The organism is Shewanella sp. SNU WT4 (assembly GCF_006494715.1).
In the GTDB taxonomy this organism is placed as follows: Bacteria; Pseudomonadota; Gammaproteobacteria; order Enterobacterales; family Shewanellaceae; genus Shewanella.
This window is the reverse complement of the sequence record NZ_CP041151.1, coordinates 236,815-253,046: the sequence shown is the minus strand read 5'-3', so window position 1 is coordinate 253,046 and position 16,232 is coordinate 236,815. Positions and strand designations below refer to the sequence as shown.

The window sequence follows — 16,232 nt, the reverse complement described above, 5'->3', positions numbered from 1 at the left end:
AGTGCGCAAGCATTAGGTGATACAAAATTGAGTTCTCAAAATACTTTAATCAAGTGTTTTGGATATTCTTTAACTTCAGAAATGAAGTAAATCAAGGCGTTCTTTTGCGAAAGCAAGAGACAGTAAAAACCAGCTAGTTGCAATACGCTCAAGTGAAACTCATTTGGGTTGTATGGTTAAGTGACTAAGCGTATACGGTGGATGCCTTGGCAGTCAGAGGCGATGAAGGACGTAGTAACTTGCGAAAAGCGTTGGCGAGCTAGTAACAAGCATTTGAGCTAACGATGTCCGAATGGGGAAACCCGGCCACATAAGTGGTCATCATACAGTGAATACATAGCTGTATGAGGCGAACCTGGGGAACTGAAACATCTAAGTACCCAGAGGAAAAGAAATCAACCGAGATTCCCTAAGTAGCGGCGAGCGAACGGGGATTAGCCCTTAAGTCTAGGGGGTGTTAGTGGAATGGTCTGGAAAGTCCAACGGTACAGGGTGATAGTCCCGTACATGAAAACTAACCTTAGATGAAAACGAGTAAGGCGGCACACGTGATATGTTGTCTGAACATGGGGGGACCATCCTCCAAGGCTAAATACTCCTGACTGACCGATAGTGAACCAGTACCGTGAGGGAAAGGCGAAAAGAACCCCTGTGAGGGGAGTGAAATAGAACCTGAAACCGTATACGTACAAGCAGTGGGAGCGGTTCTTGAGACCGTGACTGCGTACCTTTTGTATAATGGGTCAGCGACTTACATTTAGTAGCGAGGTTAAGCGAATAGCGGAGCCGTAGGGAAACCGAGTGTTAACTGCGCGTTTAGTTGCTAGGTGTAGACCCGAAACCCGGTGATCTAGCCATGGGCAGGTTGAAGGTTGAGTAACATCAACTGGAGGACCGAACCGACTAATGTTGAAAAATTAGCGGATGACTTGTGGCTGGGGGTGAAAGGCCAATCAAACCGGGAGATATCTGGTTCTCCTCGAAAGCTATTTAGGTAGCGCCTCGCACGAATACCATTGGGGGTAGAGCACTGTTAAGGCTAGGGGGTCATCCCGACTTACCAACCCTTTGCAAACTCCGAATACCAATGAGTACTATGCGGGAGACAGACAGCGGGTGCTAACGTCCGTTGTCAAAAGGGAAACAACCCAGACCGTCAGCTAAGGTCCCAAAGTACTAGCTAAGTGGGAAACGATGTGGGAAGGCTTAGACAGCTAGGATGTTGGCTTAGAAGCAGCCATCATTTAAAGAAAGCGTAATAGCTCACTAGTCGAGTCGGCCTGCGCGGAAGATGTAACGGGGCTAAGCTAGTCACCGAAGCTACGGGTGCATTTCATTAGAGATGCGCGGTAGAGGAGCGTTCTGTAAGCCGTTGAAGGTGAAGGGGTAACCCACGCTGGAGGTATCAGAAGTGCGAATGCTGACATGAGTAACGATAAAGGGGTGAAAAACCCCCTCGCCGGAAGACCAAGGGTTCCTGTCCAACGTTAATCGGGGCAGGGTGAGTCGACCCCTAAGGCGAGGCCGAAAGGCGTAGTCGATGGGAAACGGGTTAATATTCCCGTACTTGTGCTAACTGCGATGGAGAGACGGAGAAGGCTAGGCTAGCGCGGCGTTGGTAGTCCGCGTTTAAGGTAGTAGGCGGTATTCTTAGGCAAATCCGGGAATACTTACGCTGAGAGCTGATGACGAGGTCCTAAGGGACTGAAGTAGTTGATGCCATGCTTCCAGGAAAATCTTCTAAGCTTCAGGTTAGCAGGAATCGTACCCCAAACCGACACAGGTGGTCGGGTAGAGAATACCAAGGCGCTTGAGAGAACTCGGCTGAAGGAACTAGGCAAAATGGTACCGTAACTTCGGGAGAAGGTACGCTCCTGCCGGTGATGAGACCTGCTCTCTAAGCTAGCGGGAGTCGCAGATACCAGGTGGCTGCAACTGTTTATCAAAAACACAGCACTGTGCAAAATCGCAAGATGAAGTATACGGTGTGACGCCTGCCCGGTGCCGGAAGGTTAATTGATTGGGTTATCTTCGGAGAAGCTCATGATCGAAGCCCCGGTAAACGGCGGCCGTAACTATAACGGTCCTAAGGTAGCGAAATTCCTTGTCGGGTAAGTTCCGACCTGCACGAATGGCGTAATGATGGCCACGCTGTCTCCAGCCGAGACTCAGTGAAGTTGAAATTGCGGTGAAGATGCCGTATACCCGCGGCTAGACGGAAAGACCCCGTGAACCTTTACTATAGCTTGGCACTGAACATTGAACCTACATGTGTAGGATAGGTGGGAGACTTTGAAGCATGAACGCTAGTTTGTGTGGAGTCGTCCTTGAAATACCACCCTTGTAGTTTTGATGTTCTAACCTAGGTCCCTTATCGGGATTAGGGACAGTGCCTGGTGGGTAGTTTGACTGGGGCGGTCTCCTCCCAAAGAGTAACGGAGGAGCACGAAGGTTGGCTAAGTACGGTCGGACATCGTACGGTTAGTGCAATGGCATAAGCCAGCTTAACTGCGAGACAGACACGTCGAGCAGGTACGAAAGTAGGTCATAGTGATCCGGTGGTTCTGAATGGAAGGGCCATCGCTCAACGGATAAAAGGTACTCCGGGGATAACAGGCTGATACCGCCCAAGAGTTCATATCGACGGCGGTGTTTGGCACCTCGATGTCGGCTCATCACATCCTGGGGCTGAAGTCGGTCCCAAGGGTATGGCTGTTCGCCATTTAAAGTGGTACGCGAGCTGGGTTCAGAACGTCGTGAGACAGTTCGGTCCCTATCTGCCGTGGGCGTTGGATGATTGAGGGGAGCTGCTCCTAGTACGAGAGGACCGGAGTGGACGAACCGCTGGTGTTCGGGTTGTCATGCCAATGGCATTGCCCGGTAGCTACGTTCGGAATCGATAACCGCTGAAAGCATCTAAGCGGGAAGCGAGCCCCAAGATGAGTCATCCCTAGGACTATAAGTCCTCTGAAGGGCCGTCCGAGACTAGGACGTTGATAGGCAAGGTGTGTAAGCGTTGTGAGGCGTTGAGCTAACTTGTACTAATGACCCGAGAGGCTTAACCATACAACCCAGATGGGTTTTACTGAACAAGCCTGATAAAGAATCGAAAAATACTTGATTGAAGATTGAGTACTCAATAATTAGCTTTCTGAATTTCCAAATTTGTCTGGAGACCATAGCACTGTGGCACCACCTGATCCCATTCCGAACTCAGAAGTGAAACGCAGTCGCGCCGATGGTAGTGTGGGGTTTCCCCATGCGAGAGTAGGTCATCTCCAGGCGCCTAATTTCTCGCAAGAGAGTCGATAAAGCCCGTTGCTCACGCAACGGGCTTTTTTCGTTTAGATTTTTGATTAGCTTACACTCATAACGTCTGATACCAATTGAACTAAAGTAAGCGTCTGGGCAACTACACCTATCTTTTAAAATTCCATGGTAACAGGCTGTCGATATCCGGTGCTGGTTGGCACAGTTCATTAAGACAGGCCATGATGTAATCAAATGGTACTAAGCCATTGACCTTGGCCGTTTCTACTATGCTGTAAAGCGTGGCACTGGCATTAGCCCCATTAGCTGTCTGACTGAATAACCAATTTTTTCGGCCAATCACAAACGGTTTTACGGCTCGCTCTGCACGATTGTTATCAATACTCAATCTGCCATCATCAACATAACGAATGAGTTTGTGCCATTGATTAGCCAGGTAATTAGCTGCCTCCATCAGTTTGGTATTACCCACTAAATTGGGCTGGTTTTGCTCAAGCCATGCTTTTAGCTTGCCTAGGATAGGCAGGCTAGCCTCTTGTCTGGCAATGTACTTTTCATCTGTAGTTTTATCTTTGATGCGTGACTCTACACCGTACAGTTTTTGGATAAGGCTTAATACCATATCCGCTTTGCCGGTTTTGTTTTTACCTTGCAGCTTTTTTGCTTCAATAAATTTACGCCTAGCATGAGCCCAGCATCCCACTAAGGTTGCCTGTGTTTTTTCATAAGCTTGATATCCATCTACGTGCAAGTAGCCTTGATATCCATCAAGATAATTGACCACGCAGGCGGCAGCCCGACTGTTATGGAAGTCGTAAAGCACAATATTAGGGATAGGATTATTCGGAGCTGGTGAATCTCGACCTGAGCAATAGACCCACATGTAGCTGTTTACTTTATCGGATTTCACCACTTTTAATGGCGTTTCATCAGCAAACAACGTGGGCTGTTTTAACAACGCTGTTTTAAGCCGTTCAACTAATGGTGCGAAGAGGGTGGCTGATTTGTCTATCCAGCTGCTCATTGTCTGGCGACTGAGCTCAATGCCATATTGCTTAAACATCGCTTCCTGGCGATAAAGCGGTAACCCGTATTGATATTTACTGGTGATAAGCTGACTGAGTAAACTGCTTGTAGCAATGCCTTTATTGATTGGCATCGCTGGCATTGAGGCTTGTTTAATCGGCGTTTGAGTCGAGGATTTATCACAGTGGCGGCAAGCGTATTTAGGCCTAATGTGCTCAATCACTTTGATTTGGGCTGGAATAAACTCAAGCTTTTCTGATTTATCCTCGCCCATTTTATGTAACTCACCGCCACAGCAATCACAGGTCTTATCGGTGATATCATGGATAACTTGCTCGCGAGGTAAGTCTTTTGGCAGTGGCTTACGCACAGGCTTTTTGCGGGTATAGCTAATGGTTTGTTGCTCGGCCTCAACGGCTTCAACAATCTCTTCCACTTCATTGAATAACTCGCCTTGCCCAACAAAGCCTTCAGCACTTTTGCCGAATTGTTTTTGTTGAGCCAAGCGCCAGCGCTCTTCTAAAGCTGCGATGAGTGCATCTTTTTGTAGAGATAATTGACGCTCATTTTCGAGCAGCTTTTCAAGCTCAGCAATACGCTGTTTAAGGGCGAGTTCATTTTTCATGACGCCTATGTTAAGGCATATCGAAAGGCTTTGTAGTGCTAATTGACCTTGTTTTGATGATCATCAATTGATCGCAAATATTAAAGTAGTTGCTTACCCGTCACATCAATTTTACTGTGGCCAATGACATCATAACCCCCTAATAACCAGTGTAATTGCTGCTCGGTTAATGTCATGGTGGGTGATATGAGTTTGGGCCATTTGAACTTATGCTTATCTAATCGCTTATACCACAGCGCAAAGCCAGTGTTATCCCAATAAAGTAATTTGAGTTTGTCACGGCCTTTATTACAAAATACAAATAGCGCACCACTGAGCACCGGTAGTTCAAGCTCGGCTTCGACTAAGGCGGCTAATCCATTAATCGATTTACGAAAATCGACAGCATCGGCACATAAATAGACGGAAGGCACATCAACAAACATCCTCATGCCATTAGCCCCTTAATGATGGTAACTATAACCGTTGTTGCTAAATCCGCTGAAAGAGTGAGTTGGCCAGTTCGGGTATCAAACAGCACTGGGTGTTGATGAGTTTGCGTGCAGACTTCAGTCGGGTAGTGTTCATAATTCTGTGTCATTTCAGTAAAATATTCAAAAACAGGAATGACACATGACCCAACCTTTTAACTTCGAACAAGCCCTTAAAGATCTGCAGTCAGGTAAAAGCCTCACAGGTAAAGACAGCATTCTTGGTCCACTGATCAAGCAACTCACTGAAGCGGCTCTCCAGGCTGAGCTTGAGCAGCATTTAGCGCATGATCCTCTGCCTAATCGTAAAAATGGCAAAACCCCTAAGACCATTAAGCATCCGTCCGGTAACTTTGAGTTAGACACCCCTAGAGACCGCAATGGCACTTTTGAACCTCAGTTGATTAAGAAAAATCAAACTACGCTAACCGATGAAATCGAACGTAAAGTGTTATCGATGTTCAGTATAGGTATGAGCTATCGCGATATTAATCAACATGTTGAAGATATGTATGGGATCAATGTATCTAACGCAACAGTCAGTGCTATCACTGATAAACTCATCCCCGAACTTAAAGCGTGGCAACAGCGCCCATTAGATAGCCATTATCCTATCGTTTGGCTTGATGCGATACATTATAAAGTCAAAGAGGATGGGCGTTACGTCAGTAAAGCCGTTTACACATTGTTAGCGCTTAATATGAAAGGAAAAAAGGAAATTTTAGGGCTTCATTTATCCGAAAATGAAGGCGCTAATTACTGGCTATCCGTACTGACCGATCTTAATAATCGTGGTGTAAAAGATATTCTTATCGCCTGTGTTGACGGCTTGACCGGTTTCCCTGAGGCGATAGCCAGTATCTTCCCTAATACGGAAACACAGCTATGTGTTATCCACCAGATCCGCAACTCAATGAAGTATGTCGCCTCAAAACATCAGAAAGCGTTTATGGCTGATTTAAAGCCTGTGTATCGAGCCGTGAGTAAAGAAGCCGCAGAGATGGCATTGGACGAACTGGAGGCCAAATGGGGTGATGCTTATCCGCTGGTAATCAACCCTTGGCGTCGCAAATGGCATAATTTGTCCCATTATTTTAGGTACCCAGAACATATCAGGAAAGTGATTTACACGACCAATGCCGTTGAGGCGGTACATCGCCAATTTAGAAAGCTCACCAAAACCAAAGGTGCTTTTCCTAATGAAAATAGCTTGTTGAAGCTACTTTATGCAGGCATATTAAACGCCTCAGATAAATGGACCATGCCAATCCACAATTGGAGCCTTTGTTTATCTCAGTTAGCGATTTATTTTGAAGGGCGTTTAGATAGCGTGCTAGAAATTTAAAAATTAGCCTGACACAGAATTTTGAACGCCCTCTTCAGTCGTGGTTTGTTTTAGTTGTATAAAGCGAGATTGAGTGGCGTTAGACGTTTGCGCTGGCACGATTAGATGTTGCTGTTGCTGTTGCTGTTGCTGTTGCTGTTGCTGTTGCTGTTGCTGTTGCTGTTGCTGTTGCTGTTGATGTTGCTGCTGTTGCTTAACCAGTAAAGCGCGCTGTTTATAATAAGTGGTAATCGAGACATTATGATGTTGGCAGAATTCAACATTAGTGCCACTAAAAGTATTGCGTTGTAAAAGTAACTGTCGCCACTGCTGACTTGTTTTGTGAGTTGTCATCACCTGCTCCAAATTTATCAATGAGCAGATATTTTCAAATAATCAGATTAACGATGCGAGGTGTGGTTAGCTAGACGGTCACATTTATTTGGGGTATAACTGAGGGGCTGCTGAACAATAGCTTAGAAGGGCTTTTTGGATTCGATTTACGGGTAATAAAAAGGTCACCATGAGTGACCTTTTGTTGGTGCTTACTGTTACTTATCGAATGAAAGCAATGGCTTCCACTTCCACTAAGGCATCTTTTGGTAAGCGTGCGGCTTGAATGCATGAGCGCGCTGGAGCGGCTTGAGTGCCAAAGAACTCAGTGTACACTTCGTTAAATGCCGCAAAATCGGCCATATCAGCTAAGAAACAGGTAGTTTTAATAACAGTATCTAAACCCGCACCCGCTTGCTCTAACACAGCCTTAAGGTTTGTTAGTGATTGCTGTGATTGCTCTTTAATGCCGCCTGGAACAAATTCCATAGTGGCTGGATCTAAAGGAATTTGGCCAGAGGTAAATACTAAGTTGTCGAACGCCATACCTTGAGAATAAGGACCGATGGCGGCAGGTGCGCTTGCAGTATTTATAACAATTTTCATGAGATTTCCTAAGAGTGAGCCTTACATTAGTGACATCTATTGTAAACATAATCGATTCAAGCTTCGAGCAGGTGCGGCTATTAATCCGTATATTTTGGAATGAGCTTAGGTTTACGGCCGTGAATGGTGCGAAAGAAATCTAATAATTGATTGATATCCTGCGCTTGATTGTCACTTGGCATGAGTGGCGCGGCAATAACAATTTTTTTGCGACTAAAATCAAGGCCAACAGCAACAATAGGAACCTTGGCTTTGGTGGCTATATGATAAAAGCCCGTTTTCCAACGAGTCACTGGGCTACGAGTACCCTCTGGTGCTAGTGCTAATTTATAGTGCGGATGGTTTGCGAATAACTGCGCCGCCGAATCCACCAGATTATTGTTTTTTCTTCTATCGACTGGACTGCCGCCAATTGCTTTAAAAAACCATCCCCAAGGCGGTATAAATAATTGATGCTTACCTAGAAAGTTAATCTTAGTGTTGAGCGCGCCTCTAGCGATAACTCCAATAATAAAATCCCAATTACTGGTATGGGGGCCAACAATCATAATGTACTGATTGATGGCGGGCGGCGCGCCTTCAAAACTCCAACCTGAGATTTTCATTAACCAGCGGCAAAATTGATAAACCATAGTGACTCACTATTAGTGCTAAAAAAGGTAATGGGATTAACTAGTAAAGCAATTATTAGCATATCACAGCGCCGCAATAGCTAGGTTTAGCTTTTATGGACAAGCACTTGATGACCTTGATTTATTATTAAGGATATTCGCTTTTATTGCCGTTAACTCGGTGCGTGACGCAAAATTATGATTGAAATTAGCATCTGTGTCTCACTTGGGTATAGTGGAGGTAATTGAGTAAAGGGAGAAATTCAATGCTACGCCACTGCTATTTATTGATGTTGCTAATCATGTCGCTGCCGCTACAGGCGGTACCTACCGATGACATAATGACTGTGATCAGGGCACAAGAACAAGCGTGGAATCAAGGGGATCTCGATGCTTATATGCAAGGTTATTGGAATAACCCTAAGCTGCGCTTTGTGTCCGCTGGTAAGTTTAATTATGGCTGGCAGGAGATTTTAGCTGCCTATAAGCGCAATTACCCTAACGCACAATCTTTGGGTAAGTTAAGTTTTACCGTCAAAGAAATCCGCATGCTCAGTAATTACTCGGCATTAGTGGTTGGCCGCTGGCAGCTAAAGCGAGTCAAAGATGCGCCCTCTGGCGTGTTTACCTTGTTGATAGAAAAGATGGATGGTAAATGGGTAATTACCCATGATCATTCTTCAGATTAACGAGCTCAGTGCCAAGTATCTTGCCCTTGTTGTTAAATCGAGTTTCGCTAAGGGCGCAGTTACCATAGTTGTCTTTAATTAGAACGCTTGCGCTGCGAGTGCCATAGTCTGGACTGGTGATGAAGATGGCTGACAGCAAACGCTCCCACTCTTTACTCACGCCGGTATCAGGAAGCTGCGCATCCTCTGGGCGACTTTGGTCGCGCAGTAGTGGCTCTAACTGCTGATGGGTGAGTGTAGGTGAAGTAGTTATTAGGGCTTCTAAGGCATTTCGACCAGTTGCCATCTTCGGCCATTCATCATCCATGGCGCCATTACTAATGGCATGAAAACCTGGGGCGAGTTTTTGACTTATGCCGAGCAAGCTATTAAAGCAATAGTACTCATTATCTTGCTGGTAAATTAGATTAAACGGGTTGTAACTGCGGGCATGTTTGCTTAGCCAAGGGCTGATATTTTCTGTAGTGAGCGCCTTAAGTACTAATTCTCCTCGTGACAGGCGATTTTGCTGCTCAGATGCTGGCGCTCTCAGGTTGGTGAGGGCTGCAAAATGCCCTCGCTGATTGATACCAAGCCAAGTGCCACCGGCTTGTAAATCCTTACCCGCGAGAATGCCAGACGGTTGCTGCCAGCGATGCAAGGGTTGGGTGGCTCTATGATGAAACTCATCGCGATTCGCACAAACTATCAGTGGATAGCTAGGGTGGGCAGCGATGGCCAAAAACAAAATACACATACAGGCTAATCTCGTTAGTTAACTTAAGTTAGCCTGTATGCTTATCAACTTGATGTCAATGATGGTGATCATGGCCATCGTGGTGATGACTAATTTTTACTTTATCAAGCATTAAGCGTTTCATTACCCCTCTTGGCCCCACACGCAATAAGCTACCAGCAAACAATAATGCCAGCATACCTAAGGCCATGTAGTTAACGCTTTCAGGCAAGACTAACCATGGCTGCCAACTAATTTCTAAGCTTGAACCTATGAATAAGGTAGCTGCCATAGCGGCGACTAACAGTGATCTTTGCGCCCAAGTTAAGTCCATCAATTGCGCTTTGTTAGCTATTGGGGCGGCGATTAAGGCAAATAGTACGGCGGTATTACTCCAGCCGCTGTTGGCAAGCGCAACCGCAAGTACGGCGCCTGCCAAGTTACAAAAACGACTTGGCAGAAACACTATCGCCAATACTGCGAGTTGTAATAACGGATGATTAAGGGGCACAGATGGATGGCCCACTAAATTGGCGAGGATTAAGCAGAAGATAATCCAAGGCGCAGAGCGGTCAACTAAGTGGACAAAACCAAACTGAATTGACTGATGTGGTATGTGTTGATGGGGCTGAACTGGGGTTATTTTCCAATAACTCAGCATAGCGCCAATCACCAGCAGCCCTGCACCTTGTAGCAACATCATCTTAGGGCCAAGCAGGAATAAGGTCACTAGCAGTGCCTCTGGGCCCGCTAAGCGTTGCAGCCATAAGCTGTTGAGCTTATGAGTATTAGGGCGAATGCCAAACACAAACCTAAGGCTAGCGGCGGCGTAGGCCAGCAATAATCCCGGCGCTATGCTAGTCAGCCATTCGATTAATTGCTCTGTGCTGTGATCATGATGATGACCGCTGTGGGCGCCTGAATCTAAGCTCAACAGCAGAATGAGTAACCCTACACCAAGCAAACTGCCAATACCGGCTTGATATTCATACTTGCCTTTGGTGTCATGGCCTGATTGCCCGTGGGGCTGATGCATAACCACATGCAAGATAGAACCGGTGACAAAGGCTTGTAAATAAACGGTATTATTTAAGCTTAAATGTTGGATAAGCGGGCCACTGGCAAAGTAGCCAAAGGCTGTCAGTGCCATCATGGCGGCAAGCACAGCGCTCGCCCAACGTGTACCCACTTGTGGCTTTAACAGCCACCAGATAGCTAAGCCTACAGGTAAGCGGTGCAGCACGACCCCGAGGGCTAATAAGGGCGAAGCACCCTCTTGCTGCGACAGTACCATAGCGCTGCCATCGGTTATGGTGTGCAGTAATAACCCGCCGATACCTAAGATTAAGGTGAGGTTATGAGTCATGGTTGACCAGCGATGAAATAGCTTTTCGCTGGCGGTGGGTCCCCACACGCCTAAGAACACAAACACCAGCGCCAACAGCCCACCGTGCTCTAACAGTTCTGGCAAAATGTGGATAAGAACTAAGCCACCTAATGAGACAAAAATGAAACCATCTAGGCCCTTGTGTAAACCACTACCCGAAGTGAAATAACGATAAAATAAGGGGCCCAATAGTAAGGCTAAGCAACTCGCAACTAAATACAGCATAATCTCAAGAGGGGTTGGCTAGATAAGTCGGTCATTATAACAGTTGTCATTGATTTCAGCAGAGATAGTATTGTTAATTTTATGGCATGATAAATGTAAGAGAATGTCGTTGTATTAACAGTGATTTCTATAGACCTGTGGCTAGATTGTTATAGAATGCCTGCAGTATCTTCTTGATCTATAGCGATGTGCCTGTATGGAAACTTGGTCGGCTGCTGTCATGCTGTTTTTGATTATGGATCCTCTGGGAAACCTACCCATATTCGCGTCAATATTGCGCCATATAGAACCCAAAAAACGCCGACGAGTATTAGTGCGCGAGCTATTAATATCGCTGGTGATCATGATGATGTTCTTATTCGCTGGCGAGTCCATTCTCAATTTCTTAAATCTGCGTTCTGAGTCGGTAAGTATTGCCGGCGGGATTATTTTGTTTCTTATCGCAATTAAAATGATTTTCCCCCAGCCTGGCGGGGTAACAGGGCTGGCGGCTGGCGAAGAGCCATTTATTGTCCCTATGGCCATTCCGTTAATGGCAGGCCCTTCTATTTTAGCGGCGCTGATTTTATTAGCGCATACCGATCCGCATCGTATGGTCGATTGGACTGTAGCACTGACTTCTGCATGGGCGCTGAGTGCGGTGATCTTAATGTTCCATCAGGTATTTACGCGCGTGCTTGGTGAGAAAGGCCTAACGGCTATGGAGCGATTAATGGGTATGGTGCTGGTAATGCTATCAGTGCAAATGTTCCTTGATGGCGTCGGCAGTTACCTAGCAACTCAAGGCTAATCGCTTAAGGCTCACTTGTTTGGCTGCTTAACTTTGAACACTAGCACTCGCTTCAATGGCGGCGCGCGCTTTGGGCAAAAAGATTTCACTAACCACTAATGATTGATCGCCTAAATGAAAATAACGGCGGCGCCCCCAAAGCGGCTCTTCGCCTGTGGCTACCATAGCCATAGGTAGGCGCGCTAACGCCTTTTGACCGTTAAAACTGGCGATTTCAATGGCGCCCGCGGTAAAGTTGCCGGCAAACAATTGCTCACCCAATGGGCGATTACCTAAGGTTGCCAGTTGGCTTAGCGGGTGGTGCATTAAGGCATCGGGAATTTCGGTATGGGCGAATATCCAAGGAATACCATCAAGACAGAGCAAGACTTCACGGATCCACAGGCTTGATGGTGTTTGAGTTGCCGCTATCAATTTTACATCGAATTGCTGACAGCAATTTTTGAGCCTAGCAGTTAAGCTTCCCTTATCGACTAACCATTGAGCCATAAGACCTTCTGGTAATTTGTTGGGTTTATCTGGCGAAAACCATTGAATTGATTCACCATTAGGAAAGCAAAGGTCGGTCATGGGCATGGAAAACTCATCACAATAATGACTATCTTCTGCAGTTTACCATGACCTAAAATCGACACATAGCAAAGCTTGTCAGCTGAGATTAATTAAGGAATCGATGTTTATCATGAAGATACTAATGGCAATGATGATAATACTTGCAACTGTTATTGGGACAAGCGCGATGGCGGCGGAAGAAGAAGTTAAAGACGATTTTGGTTATTACGGCTTTGAGCCTGAAATAGTCACCAATTATCTAAGCAAAGGTAATAAGTTAGGTTTTGTGCGCATTACCATTGAGTTGATGGTAAAAAATTCGGCTGATTTAGCCGCATTAGAGCGTCACGATCCTTTGCTGCGCAGCGCTATTATTGAAATTATTGGAAATCAAACCGAAGAAAAAATTAAATCGCTGACCGGGCGTGAAGAGATCCGGCGTGAGTGTTACGATACCGTCAATGAGCTATTGACCAAGGAAACTGGTCAGGCATCGGTCGTCAATTTACTCTTTACCCGTTATTTATATGATTGATCTGTGTTGACGTAGATCAGTCTTAGATTGGTCAATATGGCATTTAAACACACGAAAAAAATCCCAGCGCCGCTCGACAAAGTCGGTTTGCACCCACGCAATATTCATAACAAAGGTTATGATTTTGAACGGCTTTGTCTTGCTCTTCCGAGCTTATCTAGCTTTTCCCGAGATAACGGCTATGGCCGAGTTTCCATTGATTTTGCCAACCCAGATGCCGTTAAAAGCTTAAATAGCGCCATATTACTGGCCGATTATGGCATTAAAGGCTGGAGCATACCCGCAGGCGCCTTGTGCCCACCTATACCTGGGCGGGTGGATTACATTCACCATATTGCGGACTTACTGCTCATCAATAATAAGCCAATCACAGGCAAGGCCATTAAGCTGCTTGATATCGGCACTGGCGCTAATGGTGTCTACCCGTTACTTGGCCATAGCAGTTACGGCTGGCAGTTTGTGGCATCGGATATCGCTCAGGCTTCATTAGATAATGTTGCGGCCATCATCAAGGCTAATCCTTTGTTAACTAGTGCGCTGCAATTGCGACTGCAATCTAACCCAAGTGCGATTTTTAAAGGGATTATTCAAGCGGGCGAACTGTTTGACATTACCCTGTGCAATCCGCCATTTCACGAATCAGCGCAAGCCGCTACTCAAGCGGCTACTCGTAAAGTGAATAATCTTGGTTTAGCTAAAGGACAAGCGGCCGAGCCTAAGCTTAACTTTGGCGGTCAAGCCAATGAGTTATGGTGTCAAGGCGGCGAGTTAGGCTTTTTAACTAACATGATTAACGAAAGCCGTGAGTTCAGCCATCAATGTTTATGGTTTACGTCTTTAGTCTCTAAGGGCGAAAATCTTGCGCCGTGCCGTAAGTTATTAACTCAATTAGGCGCCGATGAAGTGAAAGTCATTGAGATGCAGCAAGGCAATAAACTTACGCGCGTATTGGCCTGGAGTTATTTACCCGCGGCCAATCGCAAGCAATGGTTAAAGCTTAAAGCGCAGCAGCCAAAATTTGGCATGGCGCCCAGCTTTGGCATATAAGGCTTAGGTATATAAGCGATTAGATGAAAACTAAAACAGGCCATTAGATCAATGGCCTGTTTTTATTTAGGTCGCGCTCCAAATTAAGCTGCCAGTATTTGAGAGATCGTATCCCCCCAATAACGCTGCCATTTGTCTTGATTCAGCGCTCGTGAGTAGCTTAAACAAATGCTGTAATTGGCGTCTGAAATAGATGTTTTGCGGCATGACAAAATCAAAGGATTCATGCAAAATTGGAATGAAAATCAGGCCGCTTTCGTTGGCAACAGCTTCACAACCAAAACCAACATCGGCGTCTCCCCGAGCAATATAACCTGCTAGCTCGCGCTCACTATAAGCCGTCACCACTTGATTGATTTCTGAGAGTTGCTTGCCTTGGGTCAGTAACCAATGCTCCAAATGTTGCTGACTACCAGCGCCGCCTTGGCGACTCACCCAACGTAATGGCTGCGAGGCCAATTGTTGCTGCTGTTGGCCAAGGTGATGTAAATCTGGTCTTAACAGTAAGCCTTGGCGGCGCTGATAACCATGCACCATGACCCATTGCTGATGATTGGCATAACCTTTAAGTAAGGCGGGGTGGCGAATGTTGCGCTCTTCAATTGAGCCCCAATGTAAGGTACAGACATCGGCATAGCCTTTAGACAGCAAATCTAAACCTAGGCGCGAACCTGTGGAGCTATAGCTGATTAACTCGCGGCTACCAATTTCGGCCATCATGCGGGCGACTGTCATGGACAATAACGGGTCATCACTGCCAGTGATCAGCATGCGGTCGGTGAGCATGCCATTATGGCAGGAGTCCATAATCCATCTATCAATCAAAATCTTAGGGAATAACCATTTACCCGTGATTTTAGTCGCTGGCAAAATGCGGTCATTAGCCATGGAATAGACTTTCTTTTCATTTAAATCTAAATAGTCAGCGACTTGGCGAGCGCTCATGTAAATCTGATCACTGCTGTCGGTCATGCTTTGGCCTCTGGCTTGGCGTCGAATGCTATGGTTTCAGCGCCGTTGTACACTAAGAAGTGACGGCCTTTAGCGCGCGCCACCATAGTAATACCAAGCTTTTGCGCTAGCTCTAAGCCCATTTGGGTAACACCGCTACGAGATAACAATACCGGTATGCCCATTTTGGCCACTTTAATCACCATCTCTGAGGTCAGACGGCCTGTGGTGTAGAAAATCTTATTACTGCCAGTGTCTTGTGCTAGCCACATGTCGCCCGCCAAGGTATCGACTGCATTGTGGCGACCAATGTCTTCCACGAAGGCTGTGATAGTGGCATCTTCACATAAACCGCAACCATGGACCGCGCCTGCATTCTTGTAGGTTTCGTTATAGTCGTTAATGTTATTGAGTAGCGCGTACAAGGTGCTTTGTTTCAGGCTTGGGGTTGGCAGCACAATATCTTCTACGCCTTGCATAAAGCCGCCAAATACAGTGCCTTGACCACAACCGGTAGTCACGGTTTTTTCACTTAGTTTTTGTTCTATATCAGCATCTTGCTCATCAGTAACTACCGCGGCAGAGTTAGTATCCCAGTCGACAATCACAGATTTCAGTTGGCTAAGATCTGAAATAAACCCTTGGTTTTTCAAATAACCTAGCACTAGTGCCTCAGGTCTGGCGCCTAAGGTCATTAAGGTCACTATCGGGCGCCAATTTAGATAAATGGTTAATGGCCGTTCACAGGCGATGAATTTATCCTGAACTTCGCCCTTTTCGTTGACTGCGGTGACCGCTATGGTCATAGGCACTTCGGCTTGAGTTTTAATAAAAGCAATTTTTGATGTTGGAGTTATCATTGATTCTGGTCTCGCTAAATTCTACGCCTTACCTTGCAAGGATCGTACCTAAAATTAAAAACGCTATATTTTGCGGTAAAGATCTCACTTTACTTAGTCGCAGTGGTGATTATGTCCCTACTTAAGGCGATAATTGGACAATTTGTCCCTATGGAACGCGGCAATTAATGATCCAGCTCAAAGAACTCTCTGAATGTAGCTATGGCATTAAAATTG

Annotated in this window: 15 protein-coding genes and 2 rRNA genes; 7 read left to right on the top strand and 10 right to left on the bottom strand. The window is 46.0% G+C overall.

What is annotated here, in order from left to right:
- The first annotated feature begins 174 nt into the window (after positions 1-174).
- Positions 175-3,066: ribosomal RNA gene (locus FJQ87_RS01065) — 23S ribosomal RNA — on the top strand.
- 102 nt (positions 3,067-3,168) lie between these two features.
- Positions 3,169-3,284: ribosomal RNA gene (gene rrf / locus FJQ87_RS01060) — 5S ribosomal RNA — on the top strand.
- A 134-nt stretch (positions 3,285-3,418) separates the two neighbouring features.
- Here rrf and FJQ87_RS01055 read toward each other — a convergent pair.
- Both FJQ87_RS01055 and tnpB read right to left on the bottom strand, forming a co-directional pair.
- Positions 3,419-4,921: an IS66 family transposase gene (locus tag FJQ87_RS01055; RefSeq protein WP_140930115.1), complete on the bottom strand. Its 1,503-nt coding sequence runs from the start codon at positions 4,919-4,921 to the stop codon at positions 3,419-3,421.
- A gap of 80 nt (positions 4,922-5,001) precedes the next feature.
- A complete protein-coding gene (tnpB, locus tag FJQ87_RS01050; RefSeq protein WP_140930114.1) occupies positions 5,002-5,352 on the bottom strand; it encodes an IS66 family insertion sequence element accessory protein TnpB in 351 nt (116 codons plus the stop codon).
- A gap of 181 nt (positions 5,353-5,533) precedes the next feature.
- Between tnpB and FJQ87_RS01040 the strand changes: the two genes are divergently transcribed.
- Positions 5,534-6,736 (top strand): IS256-like element ISSod4 family transposase, encoded by a 1,203-nt coding sequence (locus FJQ87_RS01040; RefSeq protein ID WP_140930113.1) that lies wholly within the window; start codon positions 5,534-5,536, stop codon positions 6,734-6,736.
- A gap of 3 nt (positions 6,737-6,739) precedes the next feature.
- On the opposite strand, the gene FJQ87_RS18785 is transcribed toward FJQ87_RS01040, so the two are convergent.
- The 3 genes from FJQ87_RS18785 to FJQ87_RS01025 all read right to left on the bottom strand — a co-directional run bounded on the left by FJQ87_RS18785 (position 6,740) and on the right by FJQ87_RS01025 (position 8,286).
- Positions 6,740-7,069, bottom strand: a complete 330-nt coding sequence (locus FJQ87_RS18785) for a hypothetical protein (protein ID WP_240778789.1) — start codon at positions 7,067-7,069, stop codon at positions 6,740-6,742.
- Positions 7,070-7,270: 201 nt separating this feature from the next.
- Positions 7,271-7,654 carry a RidA family protein gene (locus FJQ87_RS01030; protein ID WP_140930112.1) on the bottom strand — a complete coding sequence of 128 codons (384 nt, stop codon included), beginning with the start codon at positions 7,652-7,654 and terminating at the stop codon, positions 7,271-7,273.
- Between the two features lie 80 nt (positions 7,655-7,734).
- Positions 7,735-8,286 (bottom strand): lysophospholipid acyltransferase family protein, encoded by a 552-nt coding sequence (locus FJQ87_RS01025; RefSeq protein ID WP_140930111.1) that lies wholly within the window; start codon positions 8,284-8,286, stop codon positions 7,735-7,737.
- A 245-nt stretch (positions 8,287-8,531) separates the two neighbouring features.
- Between FJQ87_RS01025 and FJQ87_RS01020 the strand changes: the two genes are divergently transcribed.
- Entirely contained in the window at positions 8,532-8,954 is a 423-nt protein-coding gene (locus FJQ87_RS01020; protein ID WP_140930110.1) for an SgcJ/EcaC family oxidoreductase, read from the top strand.
- On the opposite strand, the gene FJQ87_RS01015 is transcribed toward FJQ87_RS01020, so the two are convergent.
- Positions 8,929-9,690, bottom strand: coding sequence for an NRDE family protein (locus tag FJQ87_RS01015; RefSeq protein WP_140930109.1), 762 nt, complete (start codon positions 9,688-9,690; stop codon positions 8,929-8,931). The two genes, FJQ87_RS01020 and FJQ87_RS01015, sit on opposite strands and share 26 nt — an antisense overlap.
- 55 nt (positions 9,691-9,745) lie before the next feature.
- A complete protein-coding gene (locus FJQ87_RS01010) occupies positions 9,746-11,281 on the bottom strand; it encodes a metal transporter (protein ID WP_140930108.1) in 1,536 nt (511 codons plus the stop codon).
- A 196-nt stretch (positions 11,282-11,477) separates the two neighbouring features.
- Here FJQ87_RS01010 and FJQ87_RS01005 point away from each other — a divergent pair, with 196 nt between their 5' ends.
- Complete coding sequence (locus tag FJQ87_RS01005) at positions 11,478-12,071, top strand: YhgN family NAAT transporter (RefSeq protein ID WP_140930107.1); 594 nt, start codon at positions 11,478-11,480, stop codon at positions 12,069-12,071.
- Between the two features lie 27 nt (positions 12,072-12,098).
- On the opposite strand, the gene FJQ87_RS01000 is transcribed toward FJQ87_RS01005, so the two are convergent.
- Positions 12,099-12,647 (bottom strand): chorismate lyase, encoded by a 549-nt coding sequence (locus FJQ87_RS01000; RefSeq protein ID WP_140930106.1) that lies wholly within the window; start codon positions 12,645-12,647, stop codon positions 12,099-12,101.
- A gap of 106 nt (positions 12,648-12,753) precedes the next feature.
- On the opposite strand from FJQ87_RS01000, the gene FJQ87_RS00995 reads away from it, so the two are divergent.
- A complete protein-coding gene (locus FJQ87_RS00995; RefSeq protein WP_140933930.1) occupies positions 12,754-13,158 on the top strand; it encodes a flagellar basal body-associated protein FliL in 405 nt (134 codons plus the stop codon).
- Between the two features lie 36 nt (positions 13,159-13,194).
- Positions 13,195-14,205: a 23S rRNA (adenine(1618)-N(6))-methyltransferase RlmF gene (gene rlmF / locus FJQ87_RS00990; protein ID WP_140930105.1), complete on the top strand. Its 1,011-nt coding sequence runs from the start codon at positions 13,195-13,197 to the stop codon at positions 14,203-14,205.
- Between the two features lie 66 nt (positions 14,206-14,271).
- On the opposite strand, the gene FJQ87_RS00985 is transcribed toward rlmF, so the two are convergent.
- Together FJQ87_RS00985 and FJQ87_RS00980 are read right to left on the bottom strand one after the other, a co-directional pair.
- A complete protein-coding gene (locus FJQ87_RS00985; RefSeq protein WP_140930104.1) occupies positions 14,272-15,177 on the bottom strand; it encodes a helix-turn-helix transcriptional regulator in 906 nt (301 codons plus the stop codon).
- Positions 15,174-16,016: a formate dehydrogenase accessory sulfurtransferase FdhD gene (locus FJQ87_RS00980; protein ID WP_140930103.1), complete on the bottom strand. Its 843-nt coding sequence runs from the start codon at positions 16,014-16,016 to the stop codon at positions 15,174-15,176. Before FJQ87_RS00980 ends, FJQ87_RS00985 begins: the two co-directional genes overlap by 4 nt.
- Between the last annotated feature and the right edge of the window lie 216 nt (positions 16,017-16,232).

Bases quoted from the DNA above. Each gene is read 5' to 3' on its own strand.
- FJQ87_RS00980 (WP_140930103.1), bottom strand. From the start codon at position 16,016: ATGATAACTCCAACATCAAAAATTGCTTTTATTAAAACTCAAGCCGAA.
- tnpB (WP_140930114.1), bottom strand. From the start codon at position 5,352: ATGAGGATGTTTGTTGATGTGCCTTCCGTCTATTTATGTGCCGATGCT.
- FJQ87_RS01030 (WP_140930112.1), bottom strand. From the start codon at position 7,654: ATGAAAATTGTTATAAATACTGCAAGCGCACCTGCCGCCATCGGTCCT.
- FJQ87_RS01025 (WP_140930111.1), bottom strand. From the start codon at position 8,286: ATGGTTTATCAATTTTGCCGCTGGTTAATGAAAATCTCAGGTTGGAGT.
- FJQ87_RS01020 (WP_140930110.1), top strand. From the start codon at position 8,532: ATGCTACGCCACTGCTATTTATTGATGTTGCTAATCATGTCGCTGCCG.
- FJQ87_RS18785 (WP_240778789.1), bottom strand. From the start codon at position 7,069: ATGACAACTCACAAAACAAGTCAGCAGTGGCGACAGTTACTTTTACAA.
- FJQ87_RS00985 (WP_140930104.1), bottom strand. From the start codon at position 15,177: ATGACCGACAGCAGTGATCAGATTTACATGAGCGCTCGCCAAGTCGCT.
- FJQ87_RS00995 (WP_140933930.1), top strand. From the start codon at position 12,754: ATGAAGATACTAATGGCAATGATGATAATACTTGCAACTGTTATTGGG.
- FJQ87_RS01040 (WP_140930113.1), top strand. From the start codon at position 5,534: ATGACCCAACCTTTTAACTTCGAACAAGCCCTTAAAGATCTGCAGTCA.
- FJQ87_RS01005 (WP_140930107.1), top strand. From the start codon at position 11,478: ATGGAAACTTGGTCGGCTGCTGTCATGCTGTTTTTGATTATGGATCCT.
- FJQ87_RS01015 (WP_140930109.1), bottom strand. From the start codon at position 9,690: ATGTGTATTTTGTTTTTGGCCATCGCTGCCCACCCTAGCTATCCACTG.
- FJQ87_RS01000 (WP_140930106.1), bottom strand. From the start codon at position 12,647: ATGCCCATGACCGACCTTTGCTTTCCTAATGGTGAATCAATTCAATGG.
- rlmF (WP_140930105.1), top strand. From the start codon at position 13,195: ATGGCATTTAAACACACGAAAAAAATCCCAGCGCCGCTCGACAAAGTC.
- FJQ87_RS01010 (WP_140930108.1), bottom strand. From the start codon at position 11,281: ATGCTGTATTTAGTTGCGAGTTGCTTAGCCTTACTATTGGGCCCCTTA.
- FJQ87_RS01055 (WP_140930115.1), bottom strand. From the start codon at position 4,921: ATGAAAAATGAACTCGCCCTTAAACAGCGTATTGCTGAGCTTGAAAAG.